Origin of the sequence: Acutalibacter muris (genome assembly GCF_002201475.1) — a bacterium.
Classification (GTDB): Bacteria; Bacillota; Clostridia; order Oscillospirales; family Acutalibacteraceae; genus Acutalibacter; species Acutalibacter muris.
In genome coordinates this window covers 294,508-317,529 of sequence record NZ_CP021422.1, presented here as the reverse complement: position 1 = coordinate 317,529, position 23,022 = coordinate 294,508, and the positions used below count along the sequence as shown (strand labels likewise).

General features: G+C 56.8%; 22 protein-coding genes and 1 tRNA gene. 15 read left to right on the top strand and 8 right to left on the bottom strand.

Annotated features, from left to right (window positions below; all coding sequences use genetic code 11):
• Positions 1-21: 21 nt before the first annotated feature.
• The 3 genes from ADH66_RS01610 to leuA form a co-directional block, all read right to left on the bottom strand.
• The gene (locus tag ADH66_RS01610) at positions 22-1,308 is read right to left on the bottom strand and encodes an MFS transporter (protein ID WP_066541714.1); all 1,287 of its coding nucleotides are present in this window, start codon (positions 1,306-1,308) and stop codon (positions 22-24) included.
• A gap of 158 nt (positions 1,309-1,466) precedes the next feature.
• Positions 1,467-2,924: a sodium:solute symporter family protein gene (locus ADH66_RS01605; protein WP_236757275.1), complete on the bottom strand. Its 1,458-nt coding sequence runs from the start codon at positions 2,922-2,924 to the stop codon at positions 1,467-1,469.
• Between the two features lie 19 nt (positions 2,925-2,943).
• On the bottom strand, positions 2,944-4,626 hold the full coding sequence (leuA, locus tag ADH66_RS01600) for a 2-isopropylmalate synthase (RefSeq protein WP_066536566.1): 1,683 nt from the start codon (positions 4,624-4,626) through the stop codon (positions 2,944-2,946).
• A gap of 557 nt (positions 4,627-5,183) precedes the next feature.
• Here leuA and ADH66_RS19790 point away from each other — a divergent pair.
• Both ADH66_RS19790 and ADH66_RS19785 read left to right on the top strand, forming a co-directional pair.
• Positions 5,184-5,342 carry a hypothetical protein gene (locus tag ADH66_RS19790; RefSeq protein ID WP_157130611.1) on the top strand — a complete coding sequence of 53 codons (159 nt, stop codon included), beginning with the start codon at positions 5,184-5,186 and terminating at the stop codon, positions 5,340-5,342.
• Between the two features lie 73 nt (positions 5,343-5,415).
• Complete coding sequence (locus tag ADH66_RS19785) at positions 5,416-5,580, top strand: hypothetical protein (RefSeq protein WP_157130612.1); 165 nt, start codon at positions 5,416-5,418, stop codon at positions 5,578-5,580.
• A 79-nt stretch (positions 5,581-5,659) separates the two neighbouring features.
• On the opposite strand, the gene ADH66_RS01595 is transcribed toward ADH66_RS19785, so the two are convergent.
• The 3 genes from ADH66_RS01595 to ADH66_RS01585 all read right to left on the bottom strand — a co-directional run bounded on the left by ADH66_RS01595 (position 5,660) and on the right by ADH66_RS01585 (position 8,112).
• Complete coding sequence (locus ADH66_RS01595; RefSeq protein WP_066536569.1) at positions 5,660-6,226, bottom strand: N-acetylmuramoyl-L-alanine amidase family protein; 567 nt, start codon at positions 6,224-6,226, stop codon at positions 5,660-5,662.
• 234 nt (positions 6,227-6,460) lie between these two features.
• Positions 6,461-6,547: transfer RNA gene (locus tag ADH66_RS01590), tRNA-Leu, on the bottom strand.
• A 221-nt stretch (positions 6,548-6,768) separates the two neighbouring features.
• Positions 6,769-8,112 (bottom strand): citrate/2-methylcitrate synthase, encoded by a 1,344-nt coding sequence (locus tag ADH66_RS01585; RefSeq protein ID WP_066536572.1) that lies wholly within the window; start codon positions 8,110-8,112, stop codon positions 6,769-6,771.
• A gap of 139 nt (positions 8,113-8,251) precedes the next feature.
• On the opposite strand from ADH66_RS01585, the gene spoIIP reads away from it, so the two are divergent.
• The 6 genes from spoIIP to ADH66_RS01555 all read left to right on the top strand — a co-directional run bounded on the left by spoIIP (position 8,252) and on the right by ADH66_RS01555 (position 12,392).
• Entirely contained in the window at positions 8,252-9,343 is a 1,092-nt protein-coding gene (gene spoIIP / locus ADH66_RS01580; RefSeq protein WP_066536575.1) for a stage II sporulation protein P, read from the top strand.
• A 52-nt stretch (positions 9,344-9,395) separates the two neighbouring features.
• Positions 9,396-9,659 carry a hypothetical protein gene (locus ADH66_RS01575; protein ID WP_066536578.1) on the top strand — a complete coding sequence of 88 codons (264 nt, stop codon included), beginning with the start codon at positions 9,396-9,398 and terminating at the stop codon, positions 9,657-9,659.
• 14 nt (positions 9,660-9,673) lie between these two features.
• A complete protein-coding gene (locus ADH66_RS01570; RefSeq protein ID WP_066536580.1) occupies positions 9,674-9,898 on the top strand; it encodes a hypothetical protein in 225 nt (74 codons plus the stop codon).
• Positions 9,899-10,087: 189 nt separating this feature from the next.
• Positions 10,088-11,338, top strand: a complete 1,251-nt coding sequence (locus ADH66_RS01565; RefSeq protein ID WP_066536581.1) for a murein hydrolase activator EnvC family protein — start codon at positions 10,088-10,090, stop codon at positions 11,336-11,338.
• 136 nt (positions 11,339-11,474) lie between these two features.
• Positions 11,475-11,945 (top strand): GNAT family N-acetyltransferase, encoded by a 471-nt coding sequence (locus tag ADH66_RS01560; protein ID WP_066536583.1) that lies wholly within the window; start codon positions 11,475-11,477, stop codon positions 11,943-11,945.
• Between the two features lie 213 nt (positions 11,946-12,158).
• On the top strand, positions 12,159-12,392 hold the full coding sequence (locus tag ADH66_RS01555; protein ID WP_066536585.1) for a hypothetical protein: 234 nt from the start codon (positions 12,159-12,161) through the stop codon (positions 12,390-12,392).
• Here ADH66_RS01555 and ADH66_RS01550 read toward each other — a convergent pair.
• Both ADH66_RS01550 and ADH66_RS01545 read right to left on the bottom strand, forming a co-directional pair.
• On the bottom strand, positions 12,372-13,073 hold the full coding sequence (locus ADH66_RS01550) for a DNA alkylation repair protein (RefSeq protein ID WP_066536587.1): 702 nt from the start codon (positions 13,071-13,073) through the stop codon (positions 12,372-12,374). The two genes, ADH66_RS01555 and ADH66_RS01550, sit on opposite strands and share 21 nt — an antisense overlap.
• Entirely contained in the window at positions 13,070-14,197 is a 1,128-nt protein-coding gene (locus ADH66_RS01545; RefSeq protein ID WP_066536589.1) for an MGDG synthase family glycosyltransferase, read from the bottom strand. The genes ADH66_RS01550 and ADH66_RS01545 overlap by 4 nt, the downstream gene beginning before the upstream one ends.
• Positions 14,198-14,480: 283 nt before the next feature.
• On the opposite strand from ADH66_RS01545, the gene ADH66_RS01540 reads away from it, so the two are divergent.
• The 7 genes from ADH66_RS01540 to ADH66_RS01510 all read left to right on the top strand — a co-directional run bounded on the left by ADH66_RS01540 (position 14,481) and on the right by ADH66_RS01510 (position 23,007).
• Positions 14,481-16,067, top strand: coding sequence for a VanW family protein (locus tag ADH66_RS01540; RefSeq protein WP_066536591.1), 1,587 nt, complete (start codon positions 14,481-14,483; stop codon positions 16,065-16,067).
• 85 nt (positions 16,068-16,152) lie between these two features.
• The gene (locus ADH66_RS01535; protein ID WP_066536594.1) at positions 16,153-18,066 is read left to right on the top strand and encodes an NAD(+) synthase; all 1,914 of its coding nucleotides are present in this window, start codon (positions 16,153-16,155) and stop codon (positions 18,064-18,066) included.
• 22 nt (positions 18,067-18,088) lie between these two features.
• Positions 18,089-19,099 carry a D-2-hydroxyacid dehydrogenase gene (locus tag ADH66_RS01530; protein WP_066536596.1) on the top strand — a complete coding sequence of 337 codons (1,011 nt, stop codon included), beginning with the start codon at positions 18,089-18,091 and terminating at the stop codon, positions 19,097-19,099.
• A 4-nt stretch (positions 19,100-19,103) separates the two neighbouring features.
• Positions 19,104-20,240, top strand: coding sequence for a cysteine desulfurase family protein (locus ADH66_RS01525; RefSeq protein WP_066536598.1), 1,137 nt, complete (start codon positions 19,104-19,106; stop codon positions 20,238-20,240).
• A gap of 1 nt (position 20,241) precedes the next feature.
• The gene (locus ADH66_RS01520) at positions 20,242-20,940 is read left to right on the top strand and encodes an HAD family hydrolase (protein WP_066536601.1); all 699 of its coding nucleotides are present in this window, start codon (positions 20,242-20,244) and stop codon (positions 20,938-20,940) included.
• A gap of 4 nt (positions 20,941-20,944) precedes the next feature.
• Positions 20,945-22,135 carry a tRNA uracil 4-sulfurtransferase ThiI gene (gene thiI, locus ADH66_RS01515; protein ID WP_066536603.1) on the top strand — a complete coding sequence of 397 codons (1,191 nt, stop codon included), beginning with the start codon at positions 20,945-20,947 and terminating at the stop codon, positions 22,133-22,135.
• 2 nt (positions 22,136-22,137) lie between these two features.
• Entirely contained in the window at positions 22,138-23,007 is an 870-nt protein-coding gene (locus ADH66_RS01510; RefSeq protein WP_066536606.1) for a GNAT family N-acetyltransferase, read from the top strand.
• The last annotated feature ends 15 nt before the right edge of the window (positions 23,008-23,022 follow it).

Here is a 23,022-nt window from a genome sequence, read left to right as displayed (position 1 = left end):
CCTCTCTTGATTATGCTTGATTTATTGGACTTCACCCCTCCTCTGCCCCAGAAGCAGCAGCACAAGCCCCACCAGGAACAGTATCGCAAGGCTGATGACCCCGATGGAATCCCGCCCGGTCAGTTGAGTAAACATCGCCACCAGCAGCGGGCCTATGACTGCGGCGAACTTGCCGAAGATATCGAAGAAGCCAAAGTATTCGTTGGAGCGCTCGGCCGGTATCAGCTTGCCGAAGTGGGACCGGGAAATGGCCTGTATGCCCCCCTGCACCGTGCCCACCAGGAACGCCATGCACCAGAACAGCACCAGCGACAGGGTCAGCGCCCCCTGGTCCCCGGGGTGGTTCTCGATGTTAAAGCCCATATAGAAGCCCACAAGGCAGATGAAGAAGTATATCCCCACCGCCCCGCACAGGGCCTTAAGGGCCCCGATTTTCTCCGCAAGCCTGCCGAACATGATGGAGAAGGGCACGGCCACTATCTGGGTCATGAGCAAAGCCAGTATCATGCTGATATTGTCCAGCCCCAGCTTCGAGCCATAGGAGGTGGACACGGAAATGATGGTGCCCACGCCGTCGATGTAGAAGAAGTAGGCCAGGATAAATAGAAAGATATGCTTTTGCCTGAAAATGTCCTTTGCCGTCCTCGCGAGGTTCTGAAACGTGGAGCGCACCAGATTCCTCTGGGGCTCGATATAGTGCACCTGATGCACGTTCTTCATAAAGGGTATGCTGAACGCCGCCCACCACACGCTTGTGAGCGCTATCACCAGCTTGAAGGCCAGCATATTGTCCATGCCCATCACAAATAGTATCACAATGCTGATAAGGAAGGGTATGGTACTGCCGCCGATATAGCCCATGGCATAGCCCCAGGAGGACACACGGTCCATGCGCTCGTTTGTGGTCACGTCCGTCAGGAACGAGTCATAGAAAAGGCAGGAGCCCGAAAAGCCGATATGGGAGAGCACATAACCCACCAGGAGCATACGGTACTCGTCGAAAAGCGCGCTGGTAAGGGTAAACAGCACCCCAATGACCAGAAACGCCGTGAACAGCTTCTTTTTATGCCCCTTATGGTCCGCAAGAGCCCCCAGCACCGGGGCCAAAATAGCCACCACAAAGGTGGATATGGACGTGCCATAGCTCCACAGCACCAGGTTGTCGGCCCCCGCCGCCTGGCAGACCGACCCGAAGTAGATGGGGAATATAACGGCCAGTATGTTTGTGGCGTACACAGAGTTGGCCCAGTCGTACATTATCCAGCTCTTTTCGGGCTTGGTAAATTTGAATTTATTGGCTTTTGCCATCTGCAAACACCCCTCTCCTATATATAATCCCATATTTTGGACAAAAACACAAGAGGTTTTTTAATATTTTTATATTTTTATCAAAGAAAGCCCTCTGAAACAATTTGTTTCAGAGGACTTCTGCCTTCTGTCAACCCGCTATCTTTTCCGAACTCCGCTCAGGCTTCAGCGCCCTTTCTCCCCGCTGCCTTGCTCACCCCAAAGCACAGCACAAAGGATACCGCCATGGCAAGGCACGCGTACAGCGGGCCGTCCGGCGTGGTGAACCCGGAGATGGCCGCGGGCAGGAAAGCAGTCAGGAAGCCGCCCAGCATACCCGCCCAGGCCCCGGCCCGGTTTATTCCCCTCCAGTAGAGGGACAGCAGGTACGGCGCCAGGAAGGAGCCGGAGATTATGCCCCAGGAATAGGACATCATCTCAAGGATGGGCGTGGGGTAGTTGGCGATAAAGTAGCTCATCACCACGAACACCAGGCAGAGTATGCGCGTCAGGGCCGCCAGGTCCTTGTCGTTCATCTTCTTGGCTATGGTGGGCTTCACCAGGTCCATGGACACGGTGGAGCAGGCCGTAAGGGTTATGCTTGAGAGGGTGGACACCGAAGCCGAAATAAGCAGCACCAGTATCACGCCCACCAAAAGGTCCGGCAGGCCCGCCTGGTCCAGCATCAGCGGCACCAGGAAATCCTTGCCGCCCTCGGGCATGGTTTCGCCAAAGAATAGGTGTGAGAGCGACCCGATGAAGTACCCGCCACCGGCCACCAGCAGGGCAAAGACCGTGGAGATTATGGTGCCTCGCTTTACCTCCTGCCTGTCCTTAATGCCGTAATATTTATGTACCATTTGAGGGAGCCCCCAGGTGCCGAAGCTGGTCATCAGAAGGGTGGAGATAAGGGCCACGGCGGGCTTGCCCGTAAGTGGCAGCATCTCGTGGGACCTCATGTACTCCGTCATGTTGGAGAGCCCCGTGCCAAGGCCGCCCACCTGTGGGGACAGGACCACCAGCACTATCAGTGCCGTTACCCCGATCATCATCACAAAGCCCTGGACAAAGTCGGCTTTAAGGGTAGCTATATACCCGCCCAGCACCAGCAGAAGCGCAGAAGCGATGGCGATAATTATCATGCAGACCTGTTCATCTATTCCCAGTATCACCGAGCAGACGCTGGTCAGCCCCTTATATACCGAAGCGGAATATGGGATAAGGAACACGAAGATCACCACGCAGGCGAACAGCCGCATTTTAGAGCTTCCGAAGCGCTTTTCAAAGAGCTGGGGCATGGACTTGATGTCGTGCTTCCTGGTGTACTCCCTGGTGCGGTCCGCCAGGACCAGCCACGCCAACAGCGAGCCGAACAACGCGTTGCCAATGCCCACCAGCACGCTCCAAAGGCCATAGCTCCAGCCGGAGCCCCCCGAGTAGCCGATGAACATCACCGCCGAGAAGTAGGCCGTGCCGTAGGAGAGCGCGGATATCCACGCCCCGGCGCTGCGGCCTCCCACGGTGAAGGAGGCCATGTCCGTGCCCTTGCGAGAGTAGAGTATGCCCACCGTCAGCATGAAGATGGCGTATACGCCGATAACTATCCAGATCGTCAGTTGCTTGTCCACTGGAATCATCCCCAAAGCAAAGTTTTATTTATACCCGCAGGTTGCGGTTTATGGCACAGATTATGCCCTTTATGGACGCTATGCTGATATTGCTGTCCACCCCCACGCCAAAGAGCCGCTCGTCCCCGTGCTTAAGCTCGATGTAGGACACAGCCTTGGAGTCCGCGCCGCTTGATATGGCGTGCTCGCTGTAGCTTACGAACTCATAATGCTCAAGGCCCACGGCCTTAATGGCGTTGAAGAAGGCGTCTATGGGCCCGTTGCCCTTGCCGGAAATGTCCTTGGTAACGTGGTCGTGGCGGATGGTGCCCTCAAAGTCCACGATAACCTTGCCGTCACCGCCGTTCTCCTCGAATATCTTATAGCTTATAAGGTCATAGGGCTCGTGCACGTCCAGGTACTCCCTATTGAAGATATCGAACACCTCCTGGGCGCTTATCTCCCTGCCCTTCTCGTCGCAGTCCTTTTTAACAAGCCTCCCGAACTCCGGGTGCATGGCCTTCGGGAGCACATAGCCGAAGCTCTGGTGCATCACAAAGGCCGCGCCGCCCTTGCCGGACTGGCTGTTTATGCGCACGATGGGCTCATACTGCCGCCCTAAATCTGCCGGGTCTATGGGCAGGTACGGCACCTCCCAGTAGGGGTTATTCTCCTTCTGCATGGCGTTCACGCCCTTGTTTATCGCGTCCTGGTGGGAGCCGCTGAAGGCCGTGAACACCAGCTTGCCCGCGTAGGGGTGCCTGGGGTGTACCTTCAGCTCAGTGCAGCGCTCGTATACCTCTTTAATATGGTTCATATGGCTGAAATCCAGCTTCGGGTCCACACCCTGTGAATACATATTCATGGCAAGGTTCATAATATCAGAGTTGCCCGTGCGCTCGCCGTTGCCGAAGATGGTGCCCTCCACCCGCTCGGCCCCGGCCATTATGCCCAGCTCCGTGGCGGCGGTGGCGGTGCCACGGTCATTGTGGGGGTGCAGGCTTATGATGGCGCTGTCCCGGTGCTTCATGTTCCTGCAGCAGTATTCTATCTGGTCGGCGTAGGTATTGGGGGTGCACATCTCCACGGTGTTGGGCAGGTTTATAATGACCCTGTTCTCCGGCGTGGCCCCCAGCTCCTCCAGGACCCTGTCGCAGATGAGCACGGCATTGTCCATCTCCGTGCCGGAGAAGCTCTCCGGGGAGTATTCATATCTGATGTTAATGTCGGAATTCGCGGTTATCTCCTCGGTGAGCTTTCGGATAAGCCTGGCGCCGTTTACGGCAATGTCTATGACCCCCTGCATATCCGTGTTGAACACCACCCGGCGCTGTAAGGTAGACGTGGAGTTATAAAAGTGCACTATCACGTTCTTCGCGCCGTCAATGGCCTCGAAGGTCTTGCGGATAAGGTGCTCTCTGGCCTGGACCAGCACCTGGATGGTCACGTCCTCGGGTATCAGGTCCTGGTCGATAAGGGCTCTGAGTATCTCATACTCGGTCTCCGAGGCCGAGGGGAACCCCACCTCTATTTCCTTGAAACCGATGTCGCACAGCAGCTGGAAGAATTCCAGCTTCTGCTCCAGGTTCATGGGATTGATAAGGGCCTGGTTGCCGTCGCGCAGGTCAACGCTGCACCACGCGGGGGCCTTGGTGATGGCCTTGTCGGGCCAGGTGCGCTCCGGGAAGGAGAGGGGTTCAAAGGGCCTGTACTTGCGGTAGCCGAGGTTCATTTCAAATTCCTTCTTTCTATATTATTATAATGTATATCTGTGTCAGTTCGCCGGGGGAAATCAAAAGCCCCGGACGCTTTTTGTAAAGCGCCCGGGGCGAAAAGCTTCGCGGTACCACCCAGGATTCCGACGGGCAAAAGCGCCCATCGCTCAGAGCCTCTGACAAAAGGCCAAGCGTAATAACGCTGCGGATAACGACGCCACACGGCGGCGCTTACTGACCCCATAGGGGCGTTGGGCGCGGCAACTCAGGGAACAGTATACGCGGCGGCCTGCCGCCTGCTCGCACCGTCCGCAGGCTCTCTGAAAGCTGGAAACGCCGATTTCCTCCCGTCACAGTTTTTGAGGATATTTTGATACAGTATACCACGCCTTAAGGGCAAAGTCAAGTCCCGGCCGGACATTTTGCGCATTTATAAATTTTCAAAAATTTTTAAAAAATCTTTATAAAACCCCTTGACAAATTTATAAACCAGGTTTATAATATAGTCACAAGGTCGGGAGAGACAAGAAAGCAAATCAAAACGATTTATAAATACTGAGAGGAGAGCTTTATTATGAAAAACACCATCAAAACCATCATGAACACCCTGAACCGCACACGCCGCCAGAACGAGAGCTTTGAGCTCTTCATGCAGGAGAGGGCCGACGTTTTCCAGGTAACCGGCCAGAAGGAGCAGGCAATGTTCTGGAGCCAGTGCCTGCTGGGCCGGTAAGAATTTACAAAATATTTACGCGCATTTCAGAAAATATTTATAAATCATCTGTAAACTTAAAGGAGAGATAACCATGAAATACAAGAAGAAGACCATGATCGAGAGCCTCCACGAGTCCATTGCCCGCCGCCAGAACGAGAGCTACGAGCGCTTCATGCAGGAGAAAGCCGACGTTTTCCAGGTCACCAATACCAAGGAGCAGGCCATGTTCTGGGTGCTTTCCCCCATGGTCCATTAAAGAGACAATAAGTTTTCGTCACTCCCAATAAAAAGCATATCCCTCCGGCGATGGGGGGATATGCTTTTATCTTTGAAATCTACGCGAACCCGAAATAGCTGAGCATCCCCACATATATGCCCCTTGCAAAGGACCTGGGGTCCTCCCGCAGCTTCATGGCGTCCCCGGGGTTGGAGAGATACCCCAGCTCCACCAGCACCGCGGGCATACTGGTCCTTCTCAGCACATACAGCGAGGAGTTCACCCGCACACCATTGTCCCTGGTGCCCGCCTCCTGCACAAGGCCCTGGATAATGTGCTGACCCAGCCAGAAGGCCTGGGTGGCCTCCTGGTATACGTACACCTCGGAGCCGTTTATGGCCGGGTTTGGGTTTGAGTTGCAGTGTATGCTCACAAAGTAATTGGCGGGCCAGGAATTGGCCCTCTGCACCCGGGCGGCCAAACTGGTAGCGTTGCTGGTGCCAAGGCTCTCCGTTGGAGTGTTTCGTGAAAGCCTTACGGCGAATCTCGGGTCCTCCCTCAGCATATCCGCCAGAGCCCTTCCGACAACATAGGTCACGTCCTGCTCCCGAAGACCGTTGCCCTCGGCCCCGGCGTTCACCCCCTGCGGGTTATGGCCCTGGTCTATAAACACGCGAATAGGCACAAGCGTTCACCTCCTTCGCCCCATTTTATGCCCCGGAGCGGAAGGTGGTGCGCCAATCTGTCTGCGTGCCTATGTATGGCCCAGGAGGCCTCCTCGTTTATAATATGCTTTCTCAGACGCAGCTGACGGCGTTACCGCCTTGCTCCCTATGGAGATAAAAAGGACGGCGGCTTTTGGCAAAAATCAAGGACGCCTATCCCAATACCTCTCGTATCAGAATAACCGTCCTTTAGATGGTGCCGGAAGCGGGGGTCGAACCCGCACGGTATCGCTACCACTGGATTTTGAGTCCAGCACGTCTGCCAATTCCATCATTCCGGCGTGGCATTTGACTAATATAGTCAAGAACATTACACAGGCTAGAAGAACCCCATAAAATATCGCTTATACAGTATACTACATATCACAACAAATTGCAAGTGCTTTTCCAAACAATATTGCGAAGTGTAATTCCTAACAGAAAGAGAGCAGGGCAAGCCCCAAAGCCTGCCCTGCAGTTAATCCTTTTGTGAAGTCAGCTCCTCTGCCGGAAGCTGCTGTCCTTACTCAAACTCCCTGTGCTCCTGTACAGCTTTATAGGAGGGCCGGATAATCTTACCGCTGCCTACAAGCTCCTCAATACGGTGGGCGCTCCAGCCGGCTATCCTTGAGATGGCGAAGATGGGGGTGTACAGCTCCATGGGCAGATCCAGCATACTGTAGATAAAGCCGCTGTAGAAGTCCACGTTTGCCGAGACGCCCTTATATATCTTGCGGTCCTTCGTGATAGCCTTTACGGCCAGGCGCTCCACGTTCTCGTAAAGCTTGTATTCAGCTGTGCGCCCCTTCTCTCTTGAGAGCCCCTCCACGAAGCTCGCCATGGTCTTGGCGCGGGGGTCAGAGATGGAATATACCGCGTGGCCCATGCCATAGATAAGGCCGGACCTGTCAAAGGCCTCCCTGTGCAGAAGCTTCAAAAGATAGGCGCTTATCTCCTCGTCGTCCTCCCAGTCCTTCACGTGGGCCTTGATGTCCTCGAACATCTGCACCACCTTTATGTTCGCGCCTCCGTGCTTCGGGCCCTTCAATGAGCCCAGGGCCGCCGCGATGGCCGAGTAGGTGTCCGTGCCGGAGGAGGTCACCACGTGGGTGGTAAAGGTGGAATTGTTGCCGCCGCCGTGGTCGGCGTGAAGTATCAGGGCTATGTCCAGGACCTTCGCCTCCAGAGCCGTGTATTTGCAGTCTGGGCGCAGTATTCGCAGGATATTTTCAGCCGTGGAAAGCTTTGGGTCGGGCTGGTGGATAAACAGGCTCTGGCCGTCATGATAGTGCCTATAGGCCTGATAGCCGTAGACGGACAAGAGGGGGAACAGTGCGATAAGCTGCAAACACTGCCTAAGGACATTGGGAATAGAAATATCCTCGGCGTCCTCGTCATATGAATATAGAGTGAGCACGCTCCTTGCCAAAGTGTTCATCATGTCGCCGCTGGGAGCCTTCATGATAATGTCCCGGACAAAACTGGTGGGCAGGGTGCGGTAGAAGGAGAGGAGCTCGCAGAACTCCGCTAGTTGGGAACCGTCGGGATAGTCCCCGAAGAGCAGCAGGTACGCTATGCGTTCATAGCCGAAGTTGTCCTCCTTGGGCTGGCGGCGGATAAGCTCCTCCACGTCGTAGCCCCTAAAGTACAGCTTGCCCTCGCAGGGGACGGACCTCCCGTCCACGGTTTTTGAGGAAACTATCTCTGAAATATTTGTCAGGCCCGTGAGCACGCCCTTGCCGTTAAGATCGCGAAGGCCGCGCTTTACGTCGTAGCGGGTGTACAGCTCCGGGTCGATGCGGCTGTTGTCTATACAGCTCTTTGCCAGGGACTTTATCTCCGGCCTTATCTCGGAATAGATGGACATTGGCAAATCTCCTTTCTTTTATGAGGTTTGTCGGTGAATAAAGTGAAACTTAGTTTTTATTATACTAAAGTTATCCGCCCCGCGCAAGGGGAAAATTGTAAACAAATAAAGAACGATACTAAAGAAAGAGGGTAACGTTTTGCAGAAACTGACAGGATTTATTAAGAAGCTGGCCATACTAATCAGCGTCTGTGTGTGCGCGTGGTGCGCGGCGGACAGCCTGGGTGAGTGGCTGACCCAGAAGGGCGGCGAGGCCCTTCTGCTTGCTGCGGGCATGGGGGTGGAGAGGGAACCCTCGGAGGTCCCGGAGGAGGGCGTCTCCCAGCCGGAGTACAGCAGTGCGGTGGAGCGGGAGATACACAGCGACGGAACGCTGCCCGACGACGGGGTAGTGCCCTTCCACAGCGACCTGCTGCCGGGCTTCACCGCCACCCCGGACCCGGACAGGAGCAGCGGGCCGGTGGAGGAGATACTCTTGGACGGGGGCACGCCCATAGCAAACTTCTTCGTGCGGGACAGCACAGAGTCCGGCACGGACCTGCTGGCAGAACTCTCAGAGAGCCCGGACGTGCACATAAAGGGGGACGGCAGCGTGGAGGTGCTCATATACCATACCCACACCAGCGAGGCCTATTCGGAGAGCGCCCCGGGCTTCTACTATACGGACATGGAGACCCGCACCCAGAACCAGGACATGAGCGTGGTGGCCGCCGGGGAGGAGCTGGCCCGGGAGCTTCAGGCCAGGGGTATAGGTGTGATCCACGATAAGACGGTGAACGACCTCGCCTATAACGGCTCCTACTCCCGGTCCTGGGAGGTGATACAGAAGAACCTCTCCGAATATCCGGGCATACAGGTGACCATAGACCTGCACAGGGACTCAATGACCACCGAGGAGGGAGTAAAGTATAAACCCACGGCCCAGATAGGCGGCAGGAATGCAGCCCAGGCCATGCTGCTGGCCGGCTGCGACGCCTCCGGGGAGTGGGGGGATTTCCCGGACTGGGAGTGGAACCTGCGGCTTATTTTAAGGGTACAGCAGAAGGCTCAAGAGCTCTATCCTGGGCTTATGCGCCCTTTGAACTTCTCAAACAGCAAGTACAATATGAACGCCACAAGGGGGTCCATGCTCATAGAGGTGGGCACCGAGGTGAACACCGCGGCAGAAGCGAGATATACCGGCCGGCTGTTGGGGGAAATATTGGCCGAGACTTTGCTGGGGCTGGAATAATCCTGCGGAAAACGGCCACGCTACTTTATAAAAAGAAGGGGGCGCGGCTGAAATGAAGCGTGACTGGAGAGCCTTCTGGATGGGGTTCGGAGTGAGCATATTTGTGTTTCTGACCGGGACGGGGCTTCTGATGGTGGACTATGAGGGGCGGAAGCTCAGCTTCGGGGACGACGCGCCCATTGCCCGGGTAGAGCGCGGCCCGGCCCGGACGGACCTGACGGTCAGGGCCTTTGGGCGGAAGGGTACCTGGGACGTAACGGAGCTTGACAGGGCCTGGTGCTTTTTGTGCGATTTTATGTGTGTTCCCCATAAATGACGGGAGGTGCAGCTATGGGCGCGGTAGAGAGCCTTTGCAGGGCGGTGGGGTACGGCGGCTGGGGAGCCGTGCTGCTGGGGGTGCTCTGCGTTATGATGGCGGTAATGCTTGGCGGGAGGAGAGAGTGCGTAAGGCTGACGGTGCCTGTGGGTAACGAGCGGGAGCAGATAAGACATTCGGGGCTTTATACTCCGCCGCCCCACAGAAAGAATTACCGCAGCAGCCGAAGAAGGCTCTAAATGCTCCCGCCTGGGGGGAGGCCCCAAGGTCTTGACATAAAATCGGATATTTTGCGCAACATGGGCTGTTAACCATTTGTTTACAGGTTTAATTCCTAAAAGGAAAAAACAAAGGGCTTTGATGGGCTATAATAGAGCAGACGAAGACCCTAATACGAAGATTTCCCTTTTAGGAAGGTGGATACGGTTATGAAGATAATGCGCAGAAGAAGGCTTATGTGTCTGCTGATGGCGGTAGTTATGCTTATGGCGATGCCCCTGGAGGCCATGGCCAGAACCACCGCCGAGGTAGAGGCGGAGCAGGCCCAGCTGGAGGCCGAAAGGCAGGAGCTGCAGGCGCGGCTGGAGCAGCTGCGCGCCGACGAGGCCCAGAAGCAGGAGTATCAGGAGACCCTTGAGAAGCAGATAGAGGTGCTGGAAAACCAGATACGCACGGCGAGAAACGATATCGAGGAGCTGAACGCCAGCATCAACGAGCTGACCATGAAGCTTGACGCCTCCCAGGAGGAGATTTCGGACACCATCGACCAGTTCAAGGAGCGGGTGTCGGCCCTTTACAAGGCCGGGACCGTCAGCACTCTGGAGGTGCTGCTGAACTCCGAGAGTCTCAGCGACTTCACCATGCGCTCTGAAATGCTCAGCACCATGAGCGTGCGGGACCAGGAGCTTATCAATAAGATAAGCGAATATATGGACGCCACCAAGGACGAGCGCGAGGAATGCGAGGCTGAGAAGGAGCTGGTGGCCGAGCTGAAGAAGGACATGGAGCGCAAGCAGAGTGAGCTGGACAGGCTCTATGAGGAGAACGCCAAGGCCATAGAGGAGCTGCAGGGCAAACAGAACGACACCAACCACGCCCTTGAGCAGAACGCCGAGGAGATACAGAAGCGGGACGAGGAGATACAGCGGCTGATAGAGGAGGAGAAAAAGCGCCAAGAGGAGGAGGAACGCCGGCGCCAGGAGGCTGCGGCCAACGGCAGCTACAGCGAGATAGGCGGCGGCGGTGAGACTGGGAACGTAGGCTGGGTGCCGGACGGCACCACCAACGGCGTGTCCGGGTTCAACCCCACCTGGCCCCTTCCGGGAGTCACATATATCTCCGACGAGTTCGGCGGGTCCAGGGGCCACGGCGGCATGGATATTGCCGGGGCCTATGGCACGGCAATAGTGGCGGCGGAGTCCGGCACGGTCATCAGGTCCCATATGGCGGACGAATGGGGCTGGGGCTGGGGATATCATGTGTATATCTACCATAACGATACTTACAGCACCCTTTACGCTCACATGAGCTCCACGGCGGTGTCCACCGGCGAGTACGTCAGCAAGGGACAAGTCATCGGCTATGAGGGTAACACGGGCGACTCCACCGGGCCGCACCTGCACTTTGAGGTCTGGCAGAATGGCACCAGAGTAAACCCGAGACCCTTCCTGTTTGGATGATTAGTTAATAAAAAATATGGAGACCGGCTTTGGGCGAACTCCTGTAAGGAAGTTAACACCCACTGAAAAGAAGTTGATTTTCAGTGGGTGTTGCTTTATAATTGACCTATCGACAAATTCTATTTTGGAGGCCCCTATGAAAGACATATCTCTATGTATTATGACCAGAGAGCTTTGCCACGAATTATATAAAGGTTGGGAGAATGATCCTGACATATATATGGACATGGATTTGTTTGAGCCTTACCAATATAATGAGAACGCAGTAAACAGATATTTTGACTCCAAGCAGGATTCCTCCCGTGTCCTTTTTGCAATTATAAAAGATGACAAACCAATAGGAGAGATTCAACTAAAGCAAATCAATTACAAGAGCAAAGAATGCACATTAAGTATTCATATGCAAAATGACGACGTAAAAGGGCATGGATATGGCTCCTGTGCAGAACGGTTAATTTTGCAGTACGCTTTTAATGTTTTGGGAATGGTCGCAGTAAATGCTGATACAGTTATAAAGAATACTCGGAGCCAACACGTTCTTGAAAAAGTAGGATTTCAGTATATAAGAGAAGCTGACGGATTTAAGTATTATCGGTATGTGAGATAAATTCACCGTTTATCGCTCTCCCCACGAACACTTTTCTTGAAAGTGTCATAGTGGGTTACGCAGTATAAAAAGGGCAAGGTAGACCGCAACGGTCTGCCTTGCCCTTAACTTCTTTATGATGCCTTGCCCTTGTGCCGGTCTCTTTTTTTGTGTGCGGAGCTTACCTTACAGTGGCAGGGCGCGTCTAATGAATTGAGAGGGGGGAGGAAAAATATGCAGAAAGAAAACTTTAGGAATGTGGAATATCCAAGGTTCAGGGTGCACTGGGGCGTGAAGCTGCTGGGGCTGGCCTGGGCCGTGGCGCTGGTATTTATTATCGGTATGGTGGCCGGGGGAATACTTGGAGCAGTAGAGGGGGACGGCGCAAATGCGGCGGTATGCGTGGCGAGGAGCCCCACAACCTTAATGCCGGGCACGGCTCTGATATCAGAGCTTATACTGTACTAACATATCTTTATCTTCTCTGGAAACACGGTACGACTCACGGATTTTCTGAATAGACTTGTTCTGGGTAAACTTCGGGAGAACTTGGCGCTCTAAAAGGGCCAGGGTCTCCGCGGGGAACTTCACATAGCATACGGAAACCGCCCAGGCGGCGGCCATGCGGACATAATACTGCTCCTGGGTCAGGGCCTCGATACGGTTAAGGCCTGGCCCGATGTAGTCCGGCTCCACGAAATGCCCCAGAAACATCACCAGGGCAAAGCGGGCGTAAAACTCCCGAGGGTCGGAAAAGAGCGGCTCTATAAGCCGCCACATCAGCTGCTTTTCGGCGGTGGAGCGCAGCTTCAAAGAGGAGCAGAAGGTGTCGCAGACCGCCCAGTTGTCAATAAGCGGCAAAAAGCCCTCGATAAGGGGCAGGCGCTCTGAAAGGGGCAGCTTCATCCCCGCTATCACCATTCCCCGGAGCATTATCTCCTCGTAGGAGGCTGTACGGCTTACCCGGAGGAACTCCTCCGGGCCGGACTTGACAATGGAGCGGGCCATGTCTCTGAGAGCCGGGACCCGCACGCCATAGGCGGTGGAGGTGCCGGGGATAAGGCTCTCGTTAAAGGCCTTGTACTTGGGGTCACCGAGCTCCGAGAGCTTTGACAGGAGGGCGGCGTAGTCCGCCGGGGCGAAGCTCATGACCTTGCCCCCGCAGGGGTCAGGCGGCGGATAAGCTCCAGCATATTGGGGATGGACTGGGACTTGTCAAAGCCCGCGCAGTTTTCACGCATGGCCTGCAGGTGCTTTTTCTCCTGTAGAAGCCGGGAAATTTCTCCGGCAAAGTTCCCGTCCTTCTCAATGCGCACACACATATCGTGGGTCTTCAGGAAATTGGCGTTGTCCTCCTCCTGGCCGGGTATCGCGTCGAAGACGGCCATGGGCAGGTTGCAGGCCAGGGCCTCTGAAACGGTGAGCCCGCCGGGCTTTGTCACTAAGAGGTCGGCGGCGTGCATATACTTTTCCACCTCGTCGGTGAAATAGAAGAGCCGGGTGGGAAGGGGAGACTTATCTCCTATCTCCTTTTCAAAGGCCTCATAGAGCTTCTGGTTCCGGCCGGTTATTACAATTATCTGCATCTTCACCTCGGTCGCGGCAAGGTCCCTGTAGAGCCTGATGATGTTGGACACGCCGAAGCTGCCGGCCATGAACAGAAGGGTGGGCAGCTCCGGGTCCAGGCCCAGCTGCCGAAGGAGCATACCCTGGTCCTGGCGGTCGAAAAAAACCCCGTGGACCGGGATGCCGAAGGGGTGTATCTTATTTTTTGGTACGCCGAACTCCATGAGCTCGGGTATCATGTCGTCGCTGGCCACCACATAGCTGTCCACCTCATCGGCGATATAGGCCCGGTGCGCTCCATAGTCGGTGATGATGCAGATAAGGGGCGCGGACACAAGGCCGTCTGCTTTAAGGGCCGCCACCATCTCCGTGGCGAAGGGGTGTGTGGTGATTATCACGTCCGGGCGGGAGCCCTCTATGGTGGGATACAAAAGGTTGCTGAAAAGGCCGCTGAGCTTTGGCACCAGATGGGAGATGACGTTCTCCTTATTGGTGCGCTTATAGAGCCGGCCAAAGAGCATTGGGGCCTTCTTCGCCATAAAGAGGTAGCTGTCGCATACGGTCTTGTCCAGCAGCTTGCCAACTGCCTTTAGGCAGTCCACGTTCTCCACCTCCCAGCGGGTGTTTTCTCGGATGTACTGTTCGATGGCGTTGGCCGCGCGGATATGTCCGCCGCCGGTGGCTGCGGTGAGAAGCATTATCTTCATTTCGGGGCTCCTTATATAGGTTCTTGTTGTGGATAATATAGCATAAATCCAAATGTACACTTTGCGTACATTATAACATGGGCGAGAAAATGTTTCCAGCCTTTTTAACAAAGCGTAAGTTATTTGTAAGCAGTTTGGCATCATAATAGGAGGGGGATAATAATTATAACAAAATTGAAACCAAATTCGTGTGTTTATCGGCTTTACATTTGAGACAAGGCAGTATATAATATAAAAACAGGTTAAAAGCAGCCCGCGGCGGCGGGAGGAAGGATAAAGAAAAATGGCGAAAAAGAACGGACGGTTGGAGTGGAGAAGGATAGGGGCCCTTGCGGCGGCGGTGATGCTCGCCCTTACCCTGGGCGCCTGCAAGGGCAAGGGCGAGGAGTCCAGCAGCGAGATAGAGGGTCCAGAGATAAGCGATACATCGGTGTTCCCAGAGGGCACGGAGATAGGCGGGGTCAATATTGGGGGTAAGACCGAGGAGGAGGCCCTGGAGATAGCCAAGGGAGCCATGAAGGAGGCCATAGACGGCCTGGAGATTAGCGTGACCTTCCAGGACGACACAGTGTCTCTTTCGGGTGACGACTTTGCGATAAAGGACGTGCTGGAGCTTTCTCTGCCGGATATGCTAAAAAGCGGTAAGGCGGAGAAATATGAGCTGCCCTTTGTGGCCGATCTCTCTGCCGAGGGCGAGCGCAAGCTGACAGAAGCGGCCAAGGCCTGCTTTGTAGAGGGCAAGGACGCTTCGATTGAGAAGTTCGACACGGAGGCCCAGAAGTTCATATTTACAGACGAGCAGCCAGGTAAGCGGGTGGACATGACGGCCACCCTTAGAAATGTGCGCCAGCTGCTGGCCCAGAAGCACGGCGGACTCCTCCAGGCCGAGTTTGTGGAGAGCAAGCCCAAGGTTACAAAGAAGTATCTTGAGGAAAACTTTAAGCTGCTGTCCACCTACAGCACCGAATCCACCAACAACTCCAACGGCAACAGCAATATGGCCCTGGCTCTCTCCCATGTAAACGGCACCATTTTGCAGCCGGGCCAGGAGTTCTCCTATAACGGAACCATCGGCGACAGCACCGACCCGGGTGCCGGTTGGCTGCCGGCGGGCGGCCTTGTGGGCGGCATGAGCGTGCAGGTCTACGGCGGCGGCATCTGCCAGGGCTCCACCACCATATATAACGCCGCCTTAATGGCGGGTATGGAGATAGTGGAAAGGGACTGCCACGCCATCCCCTCCAGCTACTGCCCCATAGGCCTGGACGCCACGGTAGACTATGGGAGCATAGATTTCAGGTTCAGGAACAGCCTGAAGAACCCGGTGTACATCGCCTCCTGGATGGACGGCGTTATCCTGACGGTGAACTTCTACGGAGTGTTCCCCGAGGAGTGGGACGATATCCAGCTGGGGTCCGAGCAGACAGGCTATGAGCCCCCCAGGGACACGGTGGAATTCGAGGTGGACGGCTCCCTGCAGAAGGGCCAGTATGTGCGCAAGACCGGCGGCAACCCCGGGTACTATGCCAGCGCCTGGCGGACCTATTATAAGAATGGCGAGTCCGTGCGCACTGAGAGCCTGCCTGATTCCTACTATGGCTCTACGGGAAAGAGGTACAAGGTGGGCCCGGGTACGGACACCTCCAAGGTGGACACCAGCAAGGAGAGTGGCAGCACAGACCCCAAGGCCACGGCCACGCCCTCTCCCACACCCGCGCCGAAGCCAAAGCCGACCCAGGGCCCGACTCCTGTGCCGCCCCCGGTGGAAACCCCGGAGCCCACCCAGGCCCCAACTCCCGAGCCCACTGAGCCGCCGGTGGTGGAGCCCACCCCGGAGCCCCCGGTGGACGGTGGGGAGACCGGCGAATAAAAATGCAATATCAAAGGCTGCAGGTCTTTCCTGTGGCCTTTTTGCGGTTAAATACAGAGAGAAAAATTGAGAGGAGAGACAGTTTATGCGGGATGGATTTTTTAGGGTCGCGGCGGCAACGCCCCAGGCGAAGGTCGCGGAGGCCGACGTGAACGCGGAAAGGATAGTTGAGCTCATTAAGGCGGCGGCGGAGAAGGGCTGCGGGGCCGTCTGCCTGCCGGAGCTCACGGTGACGGCCTATACCTGCGGGGACCTGTTCCAGAGCCGGACGCTTATTTCGGCGGCGGAGAAGGCCCTGGGACGGATACTGGAGGAGACAAGGGACCTTGACATACTCTGCGTTTTGGGTATGCCCGTGGCTGTAGAGGGGTCGCTGTATAATACGGCGGCGGTGTTCCATAGAGGAAAACTCCTGGGGCTCCCGGCCAAGAGCTTCATACCCAACTACTCGGAGTTCTATGAGGCCCGGTACTTTGCCCCGGCCCCGGAACCCAGAGAGGTCACCCTCTGCGGTCAGCGGGTATGGCTTGGGAGAAAGCTCCTGTTTGAGTGCGTAAACGTACCGGAGCTCATAGCCGGTGTGGAGATATGCGAGGACCTTTGGGGGCCCGAGCCCCCAAGCGCAGGATTGTGCAAAAACGGCGCGACCCTTATCTTCAACTGCTCGTGCAGCAACGAGGTAGCCGGCAAGGCCGAGTACAGGCGGGACCTGACGCGTATGTGGTCCGGACACCTTATGGGGGCATATGTGTATTCGGATGCGGGGCTCGGGGAGTCCACCGGGGACATGGTCTTCGCGGGCCACGACATAATAGCCGAGAACGGCGCGGTGCTTCAGGAAAGCCGGCTCTTTGATAGTGGACTTATTACGGCTGAAATCGATTTGGAAAAGCTTTTGCAGGAGCGCAGAAGGAACAACACCTGGGTGAGCGCGAGAGATCCTGGGTATGTGCGCATACCCTTTGAGTATAAGAAGGACACCCTCGAAGGGTACGAGCCGGAACGCACCTTCTCAAGGCAGCCCTTTGTGCCCCATGACCCCGCTAACCGCAGTGAGCGCTGCCAGCTGATACTGACCCTGCAGGCCCAGGGGCTTGCGACCCGGCTGCGGCATACCGGGTGCAAAAACGCTCTTATCGCCTTCTCCGGCGGGCTTGACTCGACCCTTGCGGCGCTGGTGACCGTGCGGGCCTTCGACCTTCTGGGGCTCCCGCGCAAGGGCATACTGACCGTATCCATGCCCTGCTTCGGCACTACGGAGCGCACTAAACGCAACGCCGAAACCATGGCCCGGGAGTTGGGCGTGGACTTTAAGGAGATACCCATCGGCAGGACGGTAACGAGCCATTTTGAGGACATCGGCCAGGATCCGGAGAATTACGACGCGGCCTTTGAGAACGCCCAGGCCAGAGAGCGCACCCAGGTGCTTATGGACATGGCGAACCAGAGAAACGGCCTGATGATAGGCACCGGGGACCTGTCGGAGCTGGCCCTGGGCTGGAGCACCTATAATGGGGACCATATGTCCATGTACGGCGTGAACGCGGACGTGCCCAAGACGCTGGTGCGGCATCTGGTAAGGTTTGAGGCCGAGAGATTGGGCGGAAAATTGGGCGAGGCTCTCTTTGATGTGCTTGACACGCCGGTGAGCCCGGAGCTGCTCCCGCCAAAGGACGGAGAGATATCCCAGAAGACCGAGGAGCTGGTAGGGCCCTATGAGCTCCACGACTTCTTCCTGTACCATATGCTCCGCCACGGCTTCGGGCCGGGGAAAATCTACCGCATGGCCTGCCGGAGCTTTACGGGTGAGTATGGGCCTGAGGTCATAAAGGGCTGGCTCAGGGTATTCTGCCGCCGGTTCTTTGCCCAGCAATTCAAGCGCTCCTGCCTGCCGGACGGACCCAAGGTGGGCACGGTGGGCGTGTCCCCAAGGGGGGACTGGCGTATGCCCAGCGACGCCAGCGCGGCGGTCTGGCTGAAGGAGATAGAGGAGCTTTGATAATATACGAGGTGTGAATAATATGAAAAACATTCTGGTTACAGTGCCGGTATCGCAAAGGCAGAGAGAAGCCCTGGAGCAGGAGGGCGCACAGGTGCGCTATAGGCTTGGGGAGGCCCTGCCCTCTGGCCGGGGAGGGGCGCTGCCCTTTCCTGACCTGCTCCCCGCGGAGATGGTGACGGAGGAGGACATCGCCTGGGCTGACGCGATACTTGGCAACGTCCAGCCGGGGCTGCTGAAAAGCGCGGAAAACTTGAAATGGCTGCAGACCAGCAGCGCGGGGGTGGAGTTCTACACCGCGCCGGGGGTCCTGCCAAAGGGCGCCGCGCTTACCAACGCCACCGGGGCCTATGGGCTGGCCATCTCCGAGCATATGCTGGGGATGCTTTTAATGATATTCAAGAAGCTGGAGCTCTATAGGGATGCTCAGCTTAAAGAGAACTGGAGCGGCCAGGGGCAAGTGCGCACCCTTTTGGGGGCAACGGTGCTGGTGATGGGCATGGGCGATATCGGCGGCAGCTTCGCCCGGCTCTGCAAAGCCATGGGAGCCTATGTGATAGGCCTGCGCAGAAGCGACGGCAGCAGGCCGGACTACGCCAACGAGGTGCACCTTACCGGGGAACTGGATTCCCTTCTCCCCCGGGCGGACGTGGTGGCCGTGACGCTGCCCGGCACCCCGGAGACCAGGGGTATGCTTGGTAAAGAGCGGATAGGTAAAATGAAGCCCGGGGCCGTGGTGCTCAACGTGGGCCGGGGATACCTCCTCGATACCGAGGCCCTCTGCGACGCTTTGGAGAGCGGGCGCCTGGGCGGGGCAGGATTAGACGTGACCGAGCCGGAGCCGCTGCCAAAGGGCCACAGGCTCTGGGGCCTGCCCACGGCGGTTATCACTCCCCATGTTTCCGGGGGCTATCATCTCTGGGAGACCCATGAGCGCATCGTGGACATATTTGTGGAGAATCTGGGCCGTTTCCTTAGGGGCGAAGCGCTTAAAAATTTGGTGGACTTCGAGACCGGCTATAGAAAGCTTTAAGCCTATGGGAGAACATTATCTGGACAATTCCGCCACCACCCGGGTACTGCCGGAGGCAGCTGAGGAGGCCCTGCGTCTGATGACGGAGTGCTATGGTAACCCCTCCTCCCTGCATACCATGGGCTTTCGGGCGAAGAAGGCGCTGGACTCTGCCCGGGAGACCATAGGGAGAAGGCTGGGCGCATTGCCGGAGGAGATAGTATTTACCGGCGGGGGCACAGAAGCGAATAACCTGGCGATACTTGGCGCGGCCCGGGCAAAAAAGCGCATGGGACAGCACATAGTTACCACCATGACAGAGCACGACTCGGTGCTGAACACCATGAAGCAGCTGGAGAGCGAGGGTTTCCGGGTGACATATCTTGCCCCCGGCACCGATGGAAATATTGACCAGGCCGAGCTTGAGGTGGCCATAGGGCCCGATACGGTCCTGGTGAGCATGATGCTCTGCAACAACGAGACCGGGACCATACTGCCGGTACAGGCGGCGGCAAGGGCCATAAAGCGCAAAAAGTCTCCGGCGCTTTTGCACACAGACTGCGTGCAGGCCTTCTGCAAGCTGGATTTTACCGTGAAGGGCCTGGGAGCTGACCTGTGCACCGTCAGCGGGCACAAGGTGCACGCCCCTAAAGGCGTGGGGGCACTGTATGTAAAGAAGGGTGTGAGGTTGCTGCCCATAGTCCACGGCGGCGGCCAGGAGCGAGGGCTGCGCTCTGGGACAGAGAGCCTGCCGCTTATAGGCGCTTTCGCAAAAGCTGTAGAGCTGGCCCCGAAAGGGGCCGGGGCTCTGGAGAAAATCGGCGGGCTCAGGGAGCTCCTATTAAGTGACCTGGCTGAATTGCCCAGGGTCGAGGTGAACTCCTCAGGGAACGGCCTGCCCTATATTGTGAACTTGTCGGCCCTGGGCGTACGGGCAGAGACCATGCTGCACTTTTTGGCAGAAAGAGGAGTGTACGTATCAGCGGGGTCTGCCTGCGGCAAAGCCAAGCCCAGCCATGTGCTGGGGGCCATGGGTCTCCCAAGGGAGCGGGTTAGCTCTGCTTTGAGGGTAAGCTTTTCACGCTTTAGCACAGAGGAGGACGTATACGCGCTCATAGAGGGCCTGCGGGCAGGGCTTTCAAGTCTTGAGAAGGAGAGATAGAATGGGGAAGTATAAGGCGGTATTTTTTGACCGGGACGGCACCCTTGTACACGGCGATCCGGAGTGGACGGCTTTCCGTAACCGCAGCCTGAAGGAGTGGAGCGGGAGGGAGTTTGACAATTCCTACGATTACTTTATGAAAATTTTCAACCGGGTAGAGGAGGGGGATTTCCCCTTCGCGCCTTACCATACGGTGGAGGAGGAGCTGGAATTTTTCCGGCAGTGGTACCTCTTTGTCTTTGACGACATGGGCATCACGGAAAAGCGCTCTGAGCGGGCGGATATGCTGGTGGAAAAGCTCTGGTACTTAAAAAAGCACCCCTACCCGGAGACGGTGGAGGTGCTGGAATATTTTATGAACAAGGGGTACAAAATGGGCGTGATAAGCGACTCTGCGCCCTCCTTGGAAATGACCCTTGAGGACTGCGGGCTGCACAAGTATTTCACCAGCTTCACCGCCAGCTCTTTAGTTGGCGCGGGCAAGCCGGACCCTGTCATCTATAACGCCGCCCTAAACGCTCAGGGGGTCACAGCAGAGGAGTCGCTGTATGTGGACGACTACCGGCCCGAGGCTGACGGAGCTAGGGCTCTGGGCTTCACATCGTTCCTGCTGGACAGGCAGGGCATAGAGCCCGAGGACCCATTTACCATCGGGAACCTGCGGGAACTGGTGAATTTTGTGGAGCGGAACAGGAGGTAACTATATGCGCGAGGTCATACTGCTGAAGCTGGGGGAGATTGCCCTTAAAGGGCTTAACCGCCGCAGCTTTGAGGAGATAATGATGAAAAATATCCGCCGCCGGCTTTCGAGCGCGGGGGAGTTTTCGGTGACGGCAAAGCAGTCCACCATCTATGTGGAGCCGCTGGACGACAGCGCCGACATGGATCTAGCCGAGGAGCGCTGCGCAAAGGTTTTCGGCGCGGTGGGCTATACCCGGGCCGGGGCGGCTGAAAAGGAGCTCGTTAAAATACAGGAGAAGGCCGCGGAGTATCTCCGGGACGAGCTGGAGCTGGCGGAGACCTTCAAGGTGGAGTGCAAGCGCAGCGACAAGAAATTCCCCCTAAAGTCCCCGGAGATAGCCACGGAGGCTGGGGCATACCTGCTGGAAAAGTACCCGCATCTGCGGGTGGACGTGCATAACCCCGACGTGACCGTATGGGTGGAGGTCCGGGAAGAATTTGCCTTTATACACTCTGACGCAAAGCCCGGGGCCGGGGGCCTCCCGGTGGGCTGCGGGGGCAAAGCGGCGGTGCTCATCAGCGGAGGACTGGACAGCCCGGTTGCCGCCTGGTCCATGGCAAAGCGCGGGGTGGAGCTGACGGCCATACACTTCTCAAGCCCTCCCTATACCAGCGAACTGGCCCACGACAAGGTGGTGCGGCTGCTTCGGAGGGTCAGCGAATACGCCGGACGTATAAAGCTCATCACCGTAGAGCTTACCCATCTCCAGCAGGAAATACGGGACCATTGCCCCGAGGAGCTGGGGACGGTGATACTTCGCCGGTATATGCTTCGGGCCGCCCAGGCCCTTGCGGAGGACGAGGGCTGCCTTGCCCTTATCACCGGGGAGAGTCTGGGCCAGGTGGCCAGCCAGACCATACAGGCTATCGCCTGTACGGACGCGGTGGTGGGTATGCCGGTGTTCAGGCCCCTTATTGGCAGTGATAAGGCCGAGATAGTGAAGATAGCAAGAAAGATAGATACCTATGACATCTCCATAGAGCCCTATGAGGACTGCTGCACGATATTCACCCCCAAGCACCCGCGCACCAAGCCCAGCCTTGAGATGGTGGAGCGGGGCGAGGGGGCTATTGAGGGCGGGGCGCTCCTTAAAGAGGCCCTGGAGAATGTGGAGACTATTCACATCAATGCCTATGAGGATACAGAGAGGTAGATATGAAAAATATTGCTACTAAACAGTTCAGCATTTTGAGCGACCATATGGACGTGTATGACTTCCTGCTGGACATTTTTTCACAGGACCGCCGGGGCGGCGTGCCCGCGCCCTTCTGGGAGTACGCCCTGGTGTCCAGTTGGATGGACAAATCCTACCTGCACCGCTGCCGTATCTGGAAGGAGGGGGAGAAGATAGTGGGCTTCTGCTTCCATGAGAACCCGGTGAGCGACATTTATTTCAGCCTGCGGGAGGGCTATGAGGAGTTGGCCCCGGAGATGGTGGAGTACGCCGAAAAGCATATGCCCCGGACGGACGGTAAACAGCAGATAGTGCTGGTGGGGAACCAAAGGGAGTTTGAGCAGGCGGCCAAGGCGGCGGGCTTTGAAAAGGCCGGCGGCTATGAGAGCCTGGTGTATGACTTCGACGAGCCCCTCAGCTATCCGCTGCCGGAGGGCTTCACCTTCACAGAGTCTGGCAGCGTGGACCCGGCCAAAGCCTGCGAGTGCTGCTGGAGGGGCTTTGACCATGAGCAGGAGGAGGGGCCCTGGAACGGCGAGTATGAGTACGCCTACGACCTGATAAACGCCCCCCACGCCACCCCGGAATATGATATAGCCGTGATGAACGGCAAGGGCGAGTACGTCTGCTATGCCGGGATGTGGTGGGTGCCAGAGAATAAGCTGGCGTACCTTGAGCCCCTTTGCACCGTGCCGGAGTACAGACATAAAGGGCTTGCCGCGGCGGCGCTGTCGGAGCTCTATAGACGGTTGAGACCGCTAGGAGCCACGCATATGACCGGCGGGGGGAACCCCTTCTATGCGAAGATCGGGTATAAGAAGGGGATAGAGTGGAGCTTTTGGAGGAAGTGACCGGGATAATATATT